Source organism: Streptomyces sp. A0592 (assembly GCF_004795115.1).
Lineage (GTDB): Bacteria > Actinomycetota > Actinomycetes > Streptomycetales > Streptomycetaceae > Streptomyces > Streptomyces erythrochromogenes.
In genome coordinates, this window is sequence record NZ_SSBM01000002.1 from 56,375 (window position 1) to 72,067 (window position 15,693).

The following is a 15,693-nucleotide window of genomic DNA, read 5'->3' on the forward strand; positions in this document are numbered from 1 at the left end:
CACCGTCATGCATCCGGAGGCCATGACGAGTGCGGCAAGTGTCAGGGGAAGGGCCCGGCGCAGCTGCATCCGACCACCCTGCCGTACCGGCGCCGGGCGGGCCGCGCCGATCACACGGTCGGGTGACGGTGCCCCTCCGACCCGAAACCCTTCGGCGACCGCATCGGCGACAGCGGCCGTGCGCGCTCGGCGTGCACCGGACGTGCACGCTCCGTGACGGCCCGCAGCAGATCCGAAGCGGACCCGGAGCGGATCCGGACGATCGAACATACGATGGGCGGGAACCGGCGCGGGCGGCTCGCCGCGCCGCCGGACCGGGCCGCCCCTGGGAGACGCATGACACAGGCCGCCGAACCGGCGCGGACCGTCATCCTGACCGTGGACGACGATCCCGGGGTCTCCCGCGCCGTCGCCCGCGACCTGCGGCGCCACTACGGCGCCGGGTACCGGATCGTGCGCGCCGAGTCCGGCGAGTCCGCTCTGGAGGCACTGCACGAGCTGAAACTGCGCGGGGACCTGGTGGCGGTGATCCTCGCCGACTACCGCATGCCGCAGATGAACGGCATCGAATTCCTCGAGCAGGCCCTGAACGTGTACCCGGGCGCGCGGCGCGTGCTGCTGACCGCCTACGCCGACACCAGCGCCGCGATCGACGCGATCAACGTCGTCGACCTCGACCACTACCTGCTCAAGCCCTGGGACCCGCCCGAGGAGAAGCTCTACCCCGTCGTCGACGACCTGCTCGCCGCCTGGCGCTCCAGCGACTACCGCCCCGTTCCCGCCACCAAGGTCGTCGGGCACCGCTGGTCGGCCCGCTCCTCGCAGGTGCGGGAGTTCCTGGCCCGCAACCAGGTGCCGTACCGCTGGTACTCCTCCGACGAGCCCGAGGGACGGCGGCTGCTGGAGGCGGCCGGGGCCGACGGACAGCGGCTCCCCCTGGTCGTCACCCCGGAGTGCACCGTGCTCATCGAGCCCGAGGCGGCCGACCTGGCCGCCCACGTGGGGCTCGCGACGACGCCGGCCGCCGACTTCTACGACCTCGTCGTGATCGGCGGCGGCCCGGCCGGCCTCGGCGCGGCCGTGTACGGGGCCTCCGAAGGACTGCGGACCGTGCTGGTCGAGCGGTCGGCGACGGGCGGGCAGGCCGGGCAGAGCTCCCGCATCGAGAACTACCTAGGCTTCCCCGACGGCGTGTCGGGTGCCCAGCTCACCGAACGCGCCCGCCGCCAGGCCGGCAGGTTCGGGGCCGAGATCCTCACCGCGCGCGAGGTCACCGGCCTCGAGGTCAACGGCCCCGCGCGCCTCGTCCGCTTCTCCGACGGCTCGTCCGTCGCCGCGCACAGCGTCATCCTGGCCACCGGAGTGTCCTACCGGCAGCTCCTGGCGCCCGGCTGCGAGGACCTGACCGGCCGCGGGGTGTATTACGGCTCCTCGCTGACCGAGGCCGCCTCCTGCCAGGGCCACGACGTGTACATCGTGGGCGGTGCCAACTCCGCCGGCCAGGCGGCGATGTACCTGTCGCGCGGCGCGAAGTCGGTGACGCTGCTGGTGCGCGGGCAGTCCCTCACGGCGTCGATGTCCTACTACCTGATCCAGCAGATCGAGGAGGCGCCGAACATCTCGGTGCGGACCCGGACCGTCGTCGAGGCCGCGCACGGCGAGGAGCACCTGGAGCGGCTGGCGCTGCGCGACATCGACAGCGGGGCGACGGAACTGGTCGACGCGCAGTGGATGTTCGTCTTCATCGGCGCGGCCCCGCTGACCGACTGGCTCGACGGCACGGTGCTGCGCGACGACCGCGGGTTCATCCTGGCCGGCCCCGACCTCACGCCGGACGGGCGGCCGCCCGCCGAATGGGCGCTGGACCGGCCGCCCTACCACCTGGAGACCAACATCCCCGGCGTGTTCGTCGCGGGCGACGCGCGGGCCCAGTCCGCGAAGCGCGTCGCCTCCGCGGTCGGAGAGGGAGCCATGGCCGTGATGCTCGTCCACCGCTACCTGGAGCAGTCATGAGCGGGCAGTTCGTGCACTGCGACCCGCAGGAGATCGCCTCGCTGTTCCTGTTCGAGAAGCTCACGCCGCAGCAGCTCGGGCAACTGTGCGCCGAGGGCGGGGTGGAGCGCTTCGACACCGGTCCCGTGTACACCGAGGGCGACCCGGCGTCCTGCTTCTACGTGATGATCGAGGGCACCGTCGTCCTGTCCCGCCGGGTCGGCGGAGACGACGTCGAGGTGAGCCGGACCTCGCAGCGCGGCGTGTACGCGGGCGCCATGCAGGCCTACCTCGGCGACCGGGTGCCCCAGACGTACACGAACTCGATGCGGGTGACCGAGCCGACCCGGTTCTTCGTACTGCCCGCGCAGGCGTTCTCGGACTTCATGCAGGAGTGGTTCCCGATGGCCGCGCACCTGCTGGAGGGGCTCTTCTTCGGCGCGAAGAACACCCAGCGGGCCATCGGGCAGCGGGAACGGCTGCTGGCCCTCGGATCGCTGTCCGCCGGTCTCACCCACGAGCTCAACAACCCGGCCGCGGCGGCCGTCCGGGCCACCGCGACCCTGCGTGAACGCGTCGGCAAGATGCGGCACAAGCTCGCCGTGATCGCCCAGGGCCACTACTCCCGCGAGGCGATCGCCGACCTCATCGAAGTCCAGGAACGCACGGTGGAACGCGTCGCGAAGGCGACGGCGCTCAGTCCGCTGGAGGCCTCCGACCGGGAGGACGAGCTCGCCGACTGGCTCGACGACCACGGCATCGCGGAGGGCTGGCGGATCGCACCGACCTTCGTCCAGGCCGGACTCGACGTCGACTGGCTGGAGCAGGTCGCGGCGGCGGTGGACGACGACATCCTCCCGGGAGCCATCGGCTGGCTCAACTACTCGGTCGAGACCGAGCTGCTGATGGACGAGATCGACGACTCCACCACCCGCATCTCCCACCTCGTCGACGCCGCCAAGCAGTACTCGCAGCTCGACCGGGCCCCGACACGGGTCGTCGACGTCCACGAACTCCTCGACAGCACCCTGCTGATGCTGTCCGGCAAGATGGGCCCCCGGGTGCAGGTGGTCAAGGACTACGACCGCTCCCTGCCGGACGTGCCCGCCTACCCGGCGGAGCTCAACCAGGTGTGGACCAACCTCATAGACAACGCCGTCTTCGCCATCGGCAGCACCGGGGGCGACGGCACCCTGACAGTCCGCACGGCACGCGAGGGGGAACGGCTGCTCGTGGAGTTCCGCGACACCGGACCCGGCATCCCGGCCGACATCCGCGGCCGCATCTTCGACCCCTTCTTCACCACCAAGCCGGTCGGCGAGGGCACCGGCCTCGGCCTGGACATCTCCTGGCGCATCGTCGTCAACAAGCACCACGGCAGCCTCCAGGTCGAATCCGCCCCCGGCGACACCCGCTTCCAGGTACTGCTGCCGCTGACCGCACCGGAACCCGAACCCGGACCCGAGAACGCCCCCGGAACCGAGACGGCCGAGGAGCCCGTATGAGTGACATCAAGGGGATCGAACCGAGCGTCCCGCCGACCGGCACCGGCTGCGCCGACTGCGACGCGGCGGGCGGCTGGTGGTTCCACCTGCGGCGCTGCGCCCAGTGCGGCCACGTCGGCTGCTGCGACTCGTCGCCCGGCCAGCACGCCACCGGCCACTGGAAGGCGACCGGACACCCGCTGGTGCAGAGCTTCGAGCCGGGCGAGGAATGGTTCTGGGACTACGACGCCAACGAGATGTACGAGTCCGGGCCCCGGCTGGCCCCGCCGGGCGACCACCCCGCGGACCAGCCGGCCCCCGGACCGGCCGACCGGGTGCCGGAGGACTGGACGCGCCGGCTGCACCGCTGACCCGCCGGTACGCGGGCACGGACGGGACGGGCTACAAGGCGGGGCTACCGGACGGGCTCCAGGGCGTGGCCGTGCGGGTGGCCCGCGCGGCGCAGGGCGGCGGGCGTCGTGCCGTACCAGCGCTGGACGGCCCGGCGCAGGGCGCGGGCGTCGGCGTAGCCGCTGCGGGCGGCGATCGCGTCGATGCCGAGGTCGGTGGTGTGGAGCAGCCGTGAGACATGGTCCCGGCGTACGGCCTCGGCCTCGGCGCTCCAGGTGGTGCCGTGTTCGTCGAGGCGCCGCTGGAGGGTCCGCGGGCTGACGGCCATGCGCCGCGCGACGGTGGACAGGTCCGGGCCGGATTCGTCCTGGACGGAGGCGAGCGCGCTGCGGAAGAGGTCCAGCCAGTCGCGCAGCGGGACGGCCGAGGCGAGGCTCTGGTCGGCATGCCTTCGGAGTACGGCCGACAGCCCGGGCTGGGCGTGCGGAGTCGGGGCGGTCAGATCGGCGGTCCGGAAGGTGATCGAGCTGATCGGGGCGCCGAACTCGATGGCGCGGGTCCCGTAGAGCTCGATCAGCGCGTCGTGCCGACGGGGCGCCTCGGCGGCCAGGGCCACGTGGAGGGGGACGAGGGGCCGCTGCGCGGCCTCGCGCAGGCGGCGCAGGTACAGGCCGAGGGCGCAGGCGCGGACGGCGCAGGCCGCCTCGTGGGCCAGATCGGCCCTGTTGAGGTGGCTGAGGGTGATGCGGTTCCCGTCCTCGGTGATCCGGAGGTCGTCCGTGCTGGTGTCGACGACGGTGGCGAGGTAGACCGCGGCGTCCCGGATCCCGTCGAGCGGGGTGGGCGCGGAGGTGATCAGGTAGTCCCAGACCCCGAGGCTGCCGATGTCCGACTGCTGTGCCAGCAGCAGGGCCACCTCGGTCCAGTGGGCGTGGACGGTCGCCAGTTCCGCGATGCGGATGCTCGTGACGGCGGGCGGCCGGCACAGGTCGTCGCCCAGGTGCTCGGGTGCCATGCCCAGCAGGTGCGCGTACCCGGTCGGGGGTATCCCGAGCAGACGTGCGGCATGGACGTTCAGGCGGGTGAGGGCGGAGGACGTCGTCCCCGGGTGCGCATGCGAGACCACAGGTGGTGAGCATAGACCAGCGCGAAATGCCAGCTCATCGCCACCATTTGGGACCTGATGCCCCCCATTCGGCGTGGCGGGTCCCTCCTTGGCGCGTTCGGTCCCCTTGCTGACGTCCGCTGCCATGGGTCGAGCCGGCCTCCCCGGCCTAGCGTTGTGATCGTTCTCGCGGGGTGCCGCGGCACCCGGGGACGAGTACGGGAGGTCCCGTCCGGATCGGAGTCCCCCCACGGGGGTGGGGGGCTCGGACCCAGGACGCCCCGTCGCCTCCCGTCCCTCGCTGCGGACCTGCCGTTTGACCCTCGACCTGGTGGAGGGCGCAGAGTTCCGGGTGTGGAGAACGACATGCGCAGCATCGGTGAGATGGCCAGGGACAGCGGCCTGGGCGTGAGCGCGCTCCGGTTCTACGACGGTGCCGGTGTGCTGGTCCCGGCCCGGGTGGATCCGGTCACCGGCTACCGCTGGTACGGCCCCGAACAGCTCGACGAGTCCCGGGTGCTGGCCCACCTGCGCCGGGCGGGCATGCCGTTGGCGGACATCCGGCTGGTGCTGGCGGGCCTGTCCGGTGCGGACACCGACCTGGTGCGCGGGCTCCTCCGGGCGCACCTGCACCGCCTGGAGCAGGGGCTCGACGATGCCCGCGGCGAGTTCTCCACGGTCCGAGCGCTACTCGAACGCAGGGAGAACCCCATGACTTCGCACCGCACCGCCACCGTCCGGCTCACCCTCCGCGCCCCGGAGCTGGCCGAGGCCCTGGACTCGGTGCGCTTCGCCGCCGGCACCGACCCGGAGCTGCCGATGCTCGGCGGCGTCCTGTTCGACATCGACCGCGGGGAGCTCCGGCTCGCGGCCACCGACCGGTACCGGATGGCCGTCGCACGGGCCGGGGCCGCCGCATACGACGGACCCCGTGTCCAGCTGGTCGTGCCCTCCCGGCTGACGGACGCCATGCGGGCCCTGCTGAGCGAGGACGCGTCCGTCCTGCTGACCGTGGACGGCGACCGCGCGGCCCTGCGGGCGGGCGACCACGAGGCGGCCGGCCAGTGCCTCGACCACGACTTCCCCGACTACCGCCGCCTCGTACGCCTGCCCGCGGGACGCCGGGCCCTCGTCAACGTAGCGGCGCTCCGGCACGCGGTGGAGACCGGCCCCGTCCGGGAGAGCGAGATGCGCGAGCCGGACGGCCCGCTCTTCGACCTCAGCGTGCTCGAGGTGGCCGACGGCTCGGTGACCGTCTGCGAGGACGGCCAGGGCGCCCCCGACCGCGTCGCGGTCAACCGCGCCTTCCTGCTGCAGGCCCTCGCGGCCGGGGCCCGGGACGAGTTGGTCGTCGAGGCCGGCGCCCCCACGGCCCCGCTGGCCGTCCGCCGGACCGACACCGGAGACACCTTCTCGATCCTGATGCCCGTCCGCCTGGACGACTGACGGGGGGCGACGTGATGGTCCGGCGCCGATCGGCCGCAGCGCCGCCCGCCCTGTTCGTCACGGCGTGCTGGTGAACGAGCGGCGGTAGGAGCGGGGCGGCACTCCCCGGCGGCGCACGAACTGTTCCCGCAGGATGGCCGCGCTTGCGTATCCGACGCGGTGGGCGACCTCCTCGACGGGCAGGTCCGTGGTCTCCAGGAGTTCCTCGGCGCTGCTCAGACGCAGGTTCCGCAGCCAGGCGTGGGGGGTGGTACCGGTCGCGGCGGTGAAGCGGCGGGCGAAGGAGCGTTTGCTCATCAGGGCCCGCCGGGCCAGTTCCGCGACGGGAAGGGGCTCGTGGAGGTTTGCGGCGGCCCACGCGAGGACGTCGGCGAGACGCTCGTCGCCGCAGTCCTCCGGGACGGGGGCGGCCAGGTACTGCGCCTGCCCGCCGTCGCGGTGGGAGGGGAGCACCACGTCCCGGGCGACGGTGTTGGCCACCGCGGCTCCGTACTCCCGCCGCAGCAGGTGCAGGCAGAGGTCGAAGCCTGCCGCGGCCCCGGCACCCGTGAGGACAGGGCCTTCATCGATGTAGAGGGCGTCGGCTTCGACGCGGACTTCGGGGTGGCGGCGGGCGAGCAGCTCGGCGAACCGCCAGTGGGTGGTGGCCCGCCTGCCGTCGAGCAGCCCGGCGGCAGCGAGCGCGAAGGCACCGACACAGTGGGCGGCGACCAGTGAGCCGCGCGCGTGCGCGGCCGACAGCGCATCGAGCACGGCGGGCGCGGGCGGCGTGCGAAAACCGGCCCACGGCAGGGCGATCACCAGATCGGCCGAGGCGAGCCGGTCCAGGCCGTGCGCGATGGTGAGCGGCACGCCGAGGTCGGAGGGGACCGGCCCGGGCCGGTCGGTGCACAGGGCGAAGTCGAAGCCCGGCAGTTCCTCGCCGCGCGGGCCGAAGACCTCGCTGACGATGCCGACGGCGAGCATGCCGACTCCGGGCGGGGCGTACGCGGCGACGGACACGAAGGGAGGCACCCGCGCAGTGTGGCACTAATCCTGCGATCGGTGGCAGCCGTGCCACTCGTGAACGGCCTTCCGGACAGGGAGGATTGAGGCCATGACAGACGCACCGCTCGGCCGCAGCGCCGTGTACACGATCCTGACCACCGGTTACGTCGGCTCCACCGGCCCCGGAGTCGCCGCCACCGTCTCCTTCATATCCGACGCCGGCCGGCATGTGATCTTCGACCCGGGCATGGTGGCGAGCCCCGACCGCATCCTCGCCCCCCTCGCGGAGTTGGGGCTCGGGCCCGACGACATCACCGACGTGGTGCTCAGCCACCACCATCCGGACAACACCATGAACGTCGGCCTGTTCGGGCGGGCCCGGGTGCACGACCACAAGGTGGAGTACCTCGGCGACCAGTGGACGAACCGGGATGCCGAGGGCTACGAACTCACCCCGTCACTGCGGCTGATCCGTACCCCGGGCCACAGCACCGAGGACATCACCTTGCTGGCGGGCACGGACGCGGGCGTGGTCGCCTTCGCCGGTGATCTGTGGTGGCACGCGGACGGCCCGGCGGACGACCCGGTCGCCCCCGACCGCGCGGTGTTGCGCGCCTCCCGGCTCCGGGTCATGGCAGCCGCGGATCTGATCGTTCCCGGCCACGGCGGCCCGTTCAAGCCCGACGACACCACGCCACGCTAGTCCGTGTCGTCGCCGGTCACACCCGCCGGGCCCGGCCGCCCACCTGGGTGGCGAGCCGCAGGGCGTGCTCCACCGGGCCGCGGCGCAGCGGGCTGTCGGCCCAGATCCGCTGCCAGGCCCAGGTCAGGGCCAGGGCCGCGCCGCTGAAGGCGATCCACGCCCACCAGGACGCGGCGCCGTGGGCCGGACCGGCCAGGACCAGCGCGTGGACGACGTACGCGCTCAGCGCCATCGCGCCCAGCACCGTGAGCGGCCGCAGCAGGCGGGCGCCCACCGCGTGCCGCGCGGCCAGTGCGCACAGGCCGATGAGGGCGCACCCGACCCCCGCGTTGCCGAGGGTCTCCAGCGGGGTCTGGCTGTAGGGGTCGGCGAGCAGCAGCCAGTCCCAGGAGGTGCTCGGTACGGCGCCGAACTGGCCGCTCAGCACCTCCCGTACGGGGTCGGCGGCGGCCATGGCCTCCGGGTGGTGGACCGCTATCGCCTCCAGCAGCCGCTGCCGGGTGCCGAACACGTGGGTGGCCAGCCAGGCGGAGCCGTACCCGGCGACTGCGGCCGCCGTGCCCCACACCGCCATCCTCCGGGCCGTCACCCGCTCCCGCACGTCGCAGAGCCGGGCGAGGGCCATTCCGGCCAGGACGTACGGGAAGTAGGTCGCCAGCGGATACGCCCCGGTCAGCAGCAGCTCGACCACCGCCGCGCCCAGCCCGGGCCAGCTGGTCAGGTCCGCGGCCTCGGGGACCAGGCCGCGCCCGGAGGACCCGTACCCGAACAGCGGGCCCAGCAGGAACGACAGCAGCGGCCCCACCACCACCGACGCGCCCGCCACGGCGGTGAGCACCGGGGTGGAGAGCCGCGTGAAGGGCTCGGCCGCCAGGAAGTACACGGCGAAGAAGGCGAGGATGACCAGGATCCCGGGCCACAATGAGGCCAGATACAGGCCGAGGACGGCCAGGACGGCGCAGCGGATCAGCAGCGGACGCCACCGTGCCGCCCATCCCTCGGGGCGCCGCGCCGGGTCCGTGCCGCGCTGCGCGAGGACCAGGGAGAAGCCGGCGAGGAGGGTGAAGAGCGCCGGGGCGCGCCCGTCGGCGGCGACGAGCAGGTATCCGGCGCCCTCGGGCTGCGGGCTGGGACCCACGTGTACGGCGAACATGCCGAGCACGGCTATGCCCCGCACGGCGTCGACCCCGGCCAGCCGGACGGAGCCGCCGCCCCGTCCGCCCGCCTCCGCTCCGTTCCCGGCACCTGTTCCGGCACCCGTCCCGGCCCCTGCTTCCACCGCTGTCCCCGCCACTGCCGTTCCGCTCCGCCCCGAAGTTGGTCGGACCGGCGGTGTTCATGCCGCCAGTCCGCTCCCGCACCGTACCAACGAAGACATAACCAGGTAATAAGGAGGTATAGCGGTGGCAAAGCCGGTCTGCCGGTTCCGGCCCCGCGGCCTGCCGGTTCCGGCTCCGCGGCCCGCCGTAACCCGCGGGCCGCGCCCGCTGTTGGACAGGCGGCGGGTCCACCCAGGTGAACGGAGTCCCGATGCCGCAGCTGACCGACCACAGCGCGACCGACGATCCTGAGTGCGGCCCGGGGACCTGGATGACCCCCGAGGAGTACGGTGCCTCGCGCGCCGCCGTCTGGACCGCGGCCGTCGTCCTCGTCACCGACACCGACGGCCGGATCCTGGTCCAGAGCGTCGACTACCGCGCCGACCGGCTCCTCCCCGGCGGGGCGATCGACGCGGGCGAGGCCCCGTCCGCGGCGGCCGCCCGCGAGCTGCGCGAGGAGCTCGGTGTCGACGGCCGCTACCCGCGCGGCCTGGCCGTCGACTGGATCCCGGCCGACACCCCCGGCTTCCCGCCGGAGATGCGCTTCCCCGGCGAGATCCTGCACGTCTACGACGGCGGGACCTGGACTCCGGACCGGATCGACGCCGTCCGCCTCCCGGCGCAGGAGATCACCGGCATTCACTTCGCCGAGCCGGCCGACCTGCCCGCCCTGATGGACCCCGGCGACGCCCGCCGCGCCCTGTCCGCCCTGCGCGCCCGCATCAACGGCTGCGGCGCCGCCCTGCTGGAGGACGGCCGCCCCACCGCACCGACCGCCCTCGACCGGCTCGGGGTGCTGCGCGCCCGCCGGACCCCGCAGCGCGGCGCCTGGCACGCCGGCCCGGTCCCCGCGCAGGTGCCTGTACGGTCCGTCTCCGCCTGGCTGTTCGCCCCCGACGGCCGCGTCCTGCTGCTGATCGCCCGGACCAGCGGCGCCGCCCACCTCCCGCCCCCGGCCGCCGCGGCCGCAGCGGGTTCCGCCCCGCTCGGCTACCGCTACGGCGAGGAGGGCGCCCACGCCCGCGTCGCGGCCCGCCTCACCGCACTCCCGCCGGTCGTGGACCCGGCGTACGCCCGGCTGCTGGCCACCCCCGAACAGGTCCGCGAACTCAGCGACTGGGGCCCGGCCGGCGAGGACGAGGTCGCCGCGGTCCACGCGGCCCGCGCCCGGCTGGGCCTCCCGGCCCCCGCCCGCACCCCGCTCGCGGAGCTCGCCGAGGAGGGCGTGCGCTGGTGACCCGGTGGCGGGACCGCCCGCCACCGCCGTGACCGGGAAATCCCTCGTCCACGGTCCGCGGTCCCGCAGCATGGGGCCATGAGCGACAGTGCGATCACCTACACCCTCTACATCCAGGCCGACCCGTCCCGGGTCTGGCAGGCCCTCACCGACCCCGCCCTCACCCGCCGGTACTGGGGCCTGAGCTTCGAGACCGACTGGTCGGTGGGCTCGGCGATGGACTGGGTCGAGCGGGGCACCCGCACCAGCGACCCGGGCCAGCTGGTCCTCGGCTGCGTCCCGGACCGCCTGCTGTCCTACACCTGGCACACCTTCAGCCCGCAGTGGGCGGCCACGGTCGGGATCGACGAGGAGCTGCGGTCCGAGCTGGCGCAGGAGCCCCGCACGAAGGTGACGTACGAGATCGAGCCGGTCGGCGACACCCTCGCCCGGCTGACGATCCGCCACGACGGATTCGAGCCGGGCGGCACCCTGATCGGAATGTGCCGCCGGGCCTGGCCGATGCTCGCTTCGAGCCTCAAGACCCTGCTGGAGACCGGGGCACCGCTTCCCGAGCCGCAGCACGAGACGGGCCAGGGGGCCGGCGGATACGAGGCGCACGAGACCCGCGCGCCCCGAGAGACCCGCGAGGGCTGATCCGCGGGGCACGGTCATCCGGCGGGCTCCACAAGCGGGCGCCCGGCGCCCGCCCCACCCGAACGGCCCGGCACCGCACCTGAGATCATGTGTACGGAGCATGAATCAGGAGCGCAGCCATGACACTCGAACAGCACCGCGTCGTCATCACCGCCGCAGGCCGCGACTTCGGGCGTACCCTCGCCCTCCGGTTCGCGAGCCGGGGAGCCGAGGTCCACCTCTCCGCCCGGACCCTCGAAGCCGCCGAACACGTCCGCGACGAGATCCGGGCCCAGGGGCACGACGCCGACCGCGTCCACGCCTACGCCTGCGATCTCACCGATCCCGTCTCCGTGCGGGAGTTCGCCGCCACGGTGGCCGCGCGCACGGACCACGTCGACGTGCTCGTCAACAACGGCTCCCGCTACCAGCACGGCACCGACCTGCTGTCCGCCTCCGACGAGGACGTCGTCGACACCCTCGCCTCCGGAGCCACCGGAACCGTACTGGCCAGCAAGGCATTCCTCCCGCTGCTGCTGAAGTCGGCCAAGCCGGACATCGTCACCATGGTGTCCGGCTGCGGGGAGACCGGCCACCACCGCTCGGACGCCCACGACGCCTTCTACGCCGCCAAGAGCGCCCAGGCCGGTTTCACCGAGATCCTGTCCCGCCGGCTGCGGGACCGGGGCGTCCGCGTGATCTCGCTCTACCCGCCGGACTTCGACAACCACGACCCCCTGTCGGACGCGTGGGAGGGGGCCCCGCGCACCGCGAAGGACCCCCTCACCGCCCAGTCGCTGGTCGACTGCGTCTTCTTCGCGATCGGCCAGCCGCGCGACTGCTTCATCAAGTCCTTCCACTTCGAGCAGGTCTGACGGCATGGGCCGCACCCTGACCGAGATCCTGGACGCGGCGGCCGAAGGCCGGTTCCCACCCCCCGACGGCGGCACGACCGTGGTGCCGCAGGAACACCACCGCGACGCGGGCGTCCTCGCCTTCACCGCGCACTCCGTCGTGTTCACCGACGAGGACCCGGACTGGGTGCTCGCCACCCTCGCCACCCTGGACTGCGACGCGCTGGCCGCCACCATGAACCCGCGCTTCCTGGCCGCGCTCCTGGACCGCACCGGCCGCCGGACCGACACCATCGACCTGCTCACCGTCGCCGGCCCGCTGCCCGGCAGGCCCGCGGTGGAGCTCCGTGAGACGACCGACCCCCATCACCCGCGCGTACGCAGGGCCCTGCGCCGCCGTCACGACGTACGGGTCTGGTCGGCCGACGGGGGAGTCCTCGTCCTCGGCCGCGGCGTCGCGGGCCGCTGGGAGGCGGCGATCGAGGTGGACGAGGACGTCCGGCACCGCGGGCTCGGCAGGCAACTGGCGCGCGCCGCACGCCACCTCGTCCCCGACGGCCGGCCGGTCTGGTCCCAGCAGGCCACCGGCAACGCGCGCAGCGTCCGCGCCTTCCAGGCGGCCGGATACCGGCCGGTCGGCGCGGAGGCCCTGATGCGGCCTCCCGGGCCCTGAGTACACTCCGGCAACGCGCCGAGGGCGCCCGGACGGCACCCTGACCACCGGCCCGCCGCGGTGATCGTGTGGAATGGGTGCCATGCGGACAGGCAAGAAGCAGCGGCGATCCGCCATAGGCATGCCGCCGAAGGCGCCGGTCGTCCCGGTGGGGGCGGGCCGGGCCATACCCGTCACGGGTGCCGGCCGGACCGGACACGTCCGCGAGGAGGCCGCCCGATGAGCCTTCCCGACGCGGGCACGCCCCCCGAGCACTGGCGCTACGCCCGCCACCTGGAGTCCCTGGCCGCCGTACCGGACGGGAACGCCGGGGCCGAGGCCCAGGTGGTGACCGCCGTACTGGGCGATCCCGACCGGGTGATGGCGGAGGCCGCGGTGGTCACCCACCTCGACCGCAGGGCGGCGGTCCTGCTCGCCGACGACGGGTTCACCGCTTGGGCCCGGGCCATGTCCGGCGTGCTCGCCGGCCGGGCCTTCCCCGAGCGCCGGCTGCGGGAGTGGAGCCTGCTCAAGGCTGTCACCCGGGGCGAGGCCTGGTCCGCCGCCGAGCTGACGGGCGCCTCCGACTGGTGCCAGCGCACCGCGGCCCGGCTGCTCGGCTCCCGCGAGGCCCTGGAGCTGCTGGCCGCCGATGCCCGCACCCGCCGCGTCCGCAACGCCGCCGCCGAGCGCCTGCGCCGGGGCACGGTCGCCTGAATCCGGGTGACCCGCCTCCGGCCACAGCACTAGGCTGCCCGGGTGACCAGCGAGCACCTCTCCAGGATCAACGGCTTCCTGGCGGCCTTCGCCCGCCGCCAGGCCGCCCGTACCGTCCGGCTGCCCGGCGGGTTCGCCGCCTACGACGACGCCTTCGCGCACTCCCGCGGGAACAACCAGGTCGTCATCGAAGGGGCCGTCGACCCCGAGGCGCTGCCCGCGATCGCGGAGGAGGCCCTCGGCCACCTGCCGCACCGCCTGGTCTCCGTCCTCGACGACGAGACCGCGCGCGCGTGCGCCGGACCAATGGTCCGTGCCGGCTACACCCACTCCGCCTATCTGGTGATGCTCCACACCGGACCGGTGCCGGCCCGCGCGGATGCGCAGGAGGTCGGCCTCGACGCACTGCGCGGCCCGCTCACCACCCGCTGGCGCGGCATCCTCCCGGACGTCGAGGACGAGGTCGTACGCCATCTCGTCGACCGGCGCGAGGCCCGCCTGCGCGGTGCCGACGACGTCCGCTTCATCGGCTCCCGCGCCGAGGGCGGGGAGGTCGCCTCCTGGGCCGACCTCTACCTCGACCCCGCGGCCGGCACGGCCCAGATCGAGGACCTGATGACCTCGGAGGCGCACTTCCGGCGCGGCCACGCCGATGCCGTCGTGGCCACCGCACTGAGCCTCGCCGCGGACGCGGGCTGCGACACCCGCTTCCTGACCGCCGACGCGACGGACTGGCCGCGCCACTGGTACGAGCGGCGCGGCTTCCGCGTCATCGGCCACTCGCACGCCTTCGAACGGGACTGACCGGGCCGCCAGCCCCCCGGGGGCGTCGAAGCGGTCAGATGCCGCGGCGCACCCGGGCGGCGCGGCGTGCCTCGGCCTGCTGACGGGCCTCCAGCGTCTTGCGGGACTCCTTGCCCTTCCCGGGCCGGCCCGGCCGCGTGCCGATGCCGCGGAAACCGAGCTCCGTCCCCGAGGGCCGGCCCTTGGCGTCGGTCGGCGCGGCCCCGGCCAGCGGTACGCCGGAAGGCGCCTTCGCACCGGTGATCCGGCTGAGCGCCGCCTCTCCGGACCGCACCTGCGTGATCGTCGGCCGGATCCGGGCGTCGGACAGCAGCCGCACCATGTCCCGGCGCTGGTTCGGGGTGACGAGCGTGACGACCCGGCCGGACTCCCCGGCGCGGGCGGTCCGGCCGCCGCGGTGCAGGTAGTCCTTGTGGTCGGCCGGCGGGTCGACGTTGACGACGAGGTCGAGGTCGTCGATGTGGATGCCGCGCGCGGCGACGTTCGTCGCGACCAGCACGGTGACCGCCCCGGACTTGAACTGGGCCAGGGTGCGGGTGCGCTGGGGCTGCGACTTGCCGCTGTGCAGGCCCTCCGCCCGTACGCCCATCGCGCGCAGGTGCTTCACGAACTGGTCGACGCCGTGCTTGGTGTCGAGGAACATCAGCACCCGGTTGTCGCGGGCCGCGATCTCGGTCGCCGCCGAGATCTTGTCGGCCGCGTGGATGTGCAGGACGTGGTGGTCCATCGTCGTCACGGCGCCCGCCTGCGGGTCGACGGACGACGAGACCGGGTCCTTCAGGTACCTGCGCACCAGCTGGTCGACATTGCGGTCCAGGGTCGCCGAGAACAGCATCTTCTGGCCCGCGTGGTGCACCTGGTCCAGGATCTCCGTGACCTGGGGCATGAACCCCATGTCGCACATCTGGTCGGCCTCGTCGAGCACGGTGATCCGTACCCGCTCCAGGTGCACGTCGCGGCGTCCGACCAGGTCGCTGAGGCGCCCCGGGGTGGCCACGACGACCTCGGCGCCGGTCCGCAGGGCGCTCACCTGGCGGCCGATGGACAGCCCGCCGACCACCGTGGCCATCCGCAGACGCAGGGCCGCCGCGTACGGCTCCAGCGCCTCGGTCACCTGCTGCGCCAGCTCGCGCGTCGGCACGAGGACCAGGGCCAGCGGGCGCTTCGGATCGGCCTGCTGCCCCGCCGTGCGCGCCAGCAGGGCCAGGCCGAAGGCCAGGGTCTTGCCGGAGCCGGTCCGTCCGCGTCCGAGGACGTCACGCCCGGCGAGGGCGTTCGGGAGGGTCGCGGCCTGGATCGGGAACGGCTGCGTCACCGACTGGGCGGCCAGGGTCTGCGCCAGCTCCACGGGCAGGTCGAGCTCCGAGAACGACTCCACCGGCGCCAGCGCCGGCGACTTCGGTTCGGGCATCGCGAACTCACCCTGC

General features: G+C 73.9%; 16 protein-coding genes. 12 read left to right on the plus strand and 4 right to left on the minus strand.

Features of this window, described 5'->3' with window-relative positions; genetic code table 11:
* Positions 1-336: 336 nt before the first annotated feature.
* From E6U81_RS03375 to E6U81_RS03385, 3 genes are read left to right on the plus strand one after another with little or no spacing between them, the layout of a single operon-like run.
* On the plus strand, positions 337-2,013 hold the full coding sequence (locus E6U81_RS03375; protein ID WP_136228564.1) for an FAD-dependent oxidoreductase: 1,677 nt from the start codon (positions 337-339) through the stop codon (positions 2,011-2,013).
* A complete protein-coding gene (locus E6U81_RS03380) occupies positions 2,010-3,497 on the plus strand; it encodes an ATP-binding protein (RefSeq protein ID WP_136228565.1) in 1,488 nt (495 codons plus the stop codon). Before E6U81_RS03375 ends, E6U81_RS03380 begins: the two co-directional genes overlap by 4 nt.
* On the plus strand, positions 3,494-3,847 hold the full coding sequence (locus E6U81_RS03385) for a UBP-type zinc finger domain-containing protein (RefSeq protein WP_136228566.1): 354 nt from the start codon (positions 3,494-3,496) through the stop codon (positions 3,845-3,847). The genes E6U81_RS03380 and E6U81_RS03385 overlap by 4 nt, the downstream gene beginning before the upstream one ends.
* Positions 3,848-3,891: 44 nt before the next feature.
* Here the strand turns inward: E6U81_RS03385 and E6U81_RS03390 are convergent, their stop codons facing one another.
* Entirely contained in the window at positions 3,892-4,953 is a 1,062-nt protein-coding gene (locus E6U81_RS03390) for an AraC family transcriptional regulator (protein WP_168714534.1), read from the minus strand.
* Positions 4,954-5,298: 345 nt separating this feature from the next.
* On the opposite strand from E6U81_RS03390, the gene E6U81_RS03395 reads away from it, so the two are divergent.
* Entirely contained in the window at positions 5,299-6,378 is a 1,080-nt protein-coding gene (locus tag E6U81_RS03395) for a MerR family transcriptional regulator (protein WP_136228568.1), read from the plus strand.
* A 57-nt stretch (positions 6,379-6,435) separates the two neighbouring features.
* On the opposite strand, the gene E6U81_RS03400 is transcribed toward E6U81_RS03395, so the two are convergent.
* Positions 6,436-7,344 (minus strand): helix-turn-helix domain-containing protein, encoded by a 909-nt coding sequence (locus E6U81_RS03400; RefSeq protein WP_136228903.1) that lies wholly within the window; start codon positions 7,342-7,344, stop codon positions 6,436-6,438.
* Positions 7,345-7,474: 130 nt separating this feature from the next.
* Here E6U81_RS03400 and E6U81_RS03405 point away from each other — a divergent pair, with 130 nt between their 5' ends.
* Complete coding sequence (locus tag E6U81_RS03405) at positions 7,475-8,068, plus strand: MBL fold metallo-hydrolase (RefSeq protein WP_136228569.1); 594 nt, start codon at positions 7,475-7,477, stop codon at positions 8,066-8,068.
* 16 nt (positions 8,069-8,084) lie between these two features.
* On the opposite strand, the gene E6U81_RS03410 is transcribed toward E6U81_RS03405, so the two are convergent.
* Positions 8,085-9,347 carry a DUF418 domain-containing protein gene (locus tag E6U81_RS03410; RefSeq protein ID WP_136228570.1) on the minus strand — a complete coding sequence of 421 codons (1,263 nt, stop codon included), beginning with the start codon at positions 9,345-9,347 and terminating at the stop codon, positions 8,085-8,087.
* Positions 9,348-9,598: 251 nt separating this feature from the next.
* Here E6U81_RS03410 and E6U81_RS03415 point away from each other — a divergent pair, with 251 nt between their 5' ends.
* The 7 genes from E6U81_RS03415 to E6U81_RS03440 all read left to right on the plus strand — a co-directional run bounded on the left by E6U81_RS03415 (position 9,599) and on the right by E6U81_RS03440 (position 14,266).
* Entirely contained in the window at positions 9,599-10,624 is a 1,026-nt protein-coding gene (locus E6U81_RS03415; RefSeq protein ID WP_240803605.1) for an NUDIX domain-containing protein, read from the plus strand.
* A gap of 78 nt (positions 10,625-10,702) precedes the next feature.
* On the plus strand, positions 10,703-11,260 hold the full coding sequence (locus tag E6U81_RS03420) for an SRPBCC domain-containing protein (protein WP_136228571.1): 558 nt from the start codon (positions 10,703-10,705) through the stop codon (positions 11,258-11,260).
* A 119-nt stretch (positions 11,261-11,379) separates the two neighbouring features.
* Positions 11,380-12,114 carry an SDR family oxidoreductase gene (locus E6U81_RS03425; RefSeq protein ID WP_136228572.1) on the plus strand — a complete coding sequence of 245 codons (735 nt, stop codon included), beginning with the start codon at positions 11,380-11,382 and terminating at the stop codon, positions 12,112-12,114.
* 4 nt (positions 12,115-12,118) lie between these two features.
* Positions 12,119-12,766 (plus strand): GNAT family N-acetyltransferase, encoded by a 648-nt coding sequence (locus tag E6U81_RS03430; RefSeq protein WP_136228573.1) that lies wholly within the window; start codon positions 12,119-12,121, stop codon positions 12,764-12,766.
* Positions 12,767-12,848: 82 nt separating this feature from the next.
* A complete protein-coding gene (locus tag E6U81_RS39625; RefSeq protein ID WP_168714535.1) occupies positions 12,849-12,989 on the plus strand; it encodes a hypothetical protein in 141 nt (46 codons plus the stop codon).
* Positions 12,986-13,462 carry a hypothetical protein gene (locus tag E6U81_RS03435; protein ID WP_136228574.1) on the plus strand — a complete coding sequence of 159 codons (477 nt, stop codon included), beginning with the start codon at positions 12,986-12,988 and terminating at the stop codon, positions 13,460-13,462. Before E6U81_RS39625 ends, E6U81_RS03435 begins: the two co-directional genes overlap by 4 nt.
* Positions 13,463-13,504: 42 nt before the next feature.
* Entirely contained in the window at positions 13,505-14,266 is a 762-nt protein-coding gene (locus E6U81_RS03440) for a GNAT family N-acetyltransferase (RefSeq protein WP_136228575.1), read from the plus strand.
* Between the two features lie 34 nt (positions 14,267-14,300).
* Here E6U81_RS03440 and E6U81_RS03445 read toward each other — a convergent pair whose 3' ends face one another.
* On the minus strand, positions 14,301-15,677 hold the full coding sequence (locus E6U81_RS03445) for a DEAD/DEAH box helicase (protein ID WP_240803653.1): 1,377 nt from the start codon (positions 15,675-15,677) through the stop codon (positions 14,301-14,303).
* Between the last annotated feature and the right edge of the window lie 16 nt (positions 15,678-15,693).

What these genes read in the sequence shown, in the direction of transcription:
- E6U81_RS03375 (WP_136228564.1), top strand. Translation starts at nt 337, where the DNA reads ATGACACAGGCCGCCGAACCGGCGCGGACCGTCATCCTGACCGTGGAC.
- E6U81_RS03380 (WP_136228565.1), top strand. Translation starts at nt 2,010, where the DNA reads ATGAGCGGGCAGTTCGTGCACTGCGACCCGCAGGAGATCGCCTCGCTG.
- E6U81_RS03385 (WP_136228566.1), top strand. Translation starts at nt 3,494, where the DNA reads ATGAGTGACATCAAGGGGATCGAACCGAGCGTCCCGCCGACCGGCACC.
- E6U81_RS03395 (WP_136228568.1), top strand. Translation starts at nt 5,299, where the DNA reads ATGCGCAGCATCGGTGAGATGGCCAGGGACAGCGGCCTGGGCGTGAGC.
- E6U81_RS03400 (WP_136228903.1), bottom strand. Translation starts at nt 7,344, where the DNA reads ATGCTCGCCGTCGGCATCGTCAGCGAGGTCTTCGGCCCGCGCGGCGAG.
- E6U81_RS03405 (WP_136228569.1), top strand. Translation starts at nt 7,475, where the DNA reads ATGACAGACGCACCGCTCGGCCGCAGCGCCGTGTACACGATCCTGACC.
- E6U81_RS03415 (WP_240803605.1), top strand. Translation starts at nt 9,599, where the DNA reads ATGCCGCAGCTGACCGACCACAGCGCGACCGACGATCCTGAGTGCGGC.
- E6U81_RS03420 (WP_136228571.1), top strand. Translation starts at nt 10,703, where the DNA reads ATGAGCGACAGTGCGATCACCTACACCCTCTACATCCAGGCCGACCCG.
- E6U81_RS03425 (WP_136228572.1), top strand. Translation starts at nt 11,380, where the DNA reads ATGACACTCGAACAGCACCGCGTCGTCATCACCGCCGCAGGCCGCGAC.
- E6U81_RS03430 (WP_136228573.1), top strand. Translation starts at nt 12,119, where the DNA reads ATGGGCCGCACCCTGACCGAGATCCTGGACGCGGCGGCCGAAGGCCGG.
- E6U81_RS39625 (WP_168714535.1), top strand. Translation starts at nt 12,849, where the DNA reads ATGCGGACAGGCAAGAAGCAGCGGCGATCCGCCATAGGCATGCCGCCG.
- E6U81_RS03435 (WP_136228574.1), top strand. Translation starts at nt 12,986, where the DNA reads ATGAGCCTTCCCGACGCGGGCACGCCCCCCGAGCACTGGCGCTACGCC.
- E6U81_RS03445 (WP_240803653.1), bottom strand. Translation starts at nt 15,677, where the DNA reads ATGCCCGAACCGAAGTCGCCGGCGCTGGCGCCGGTGGAGTCGTTCTCG.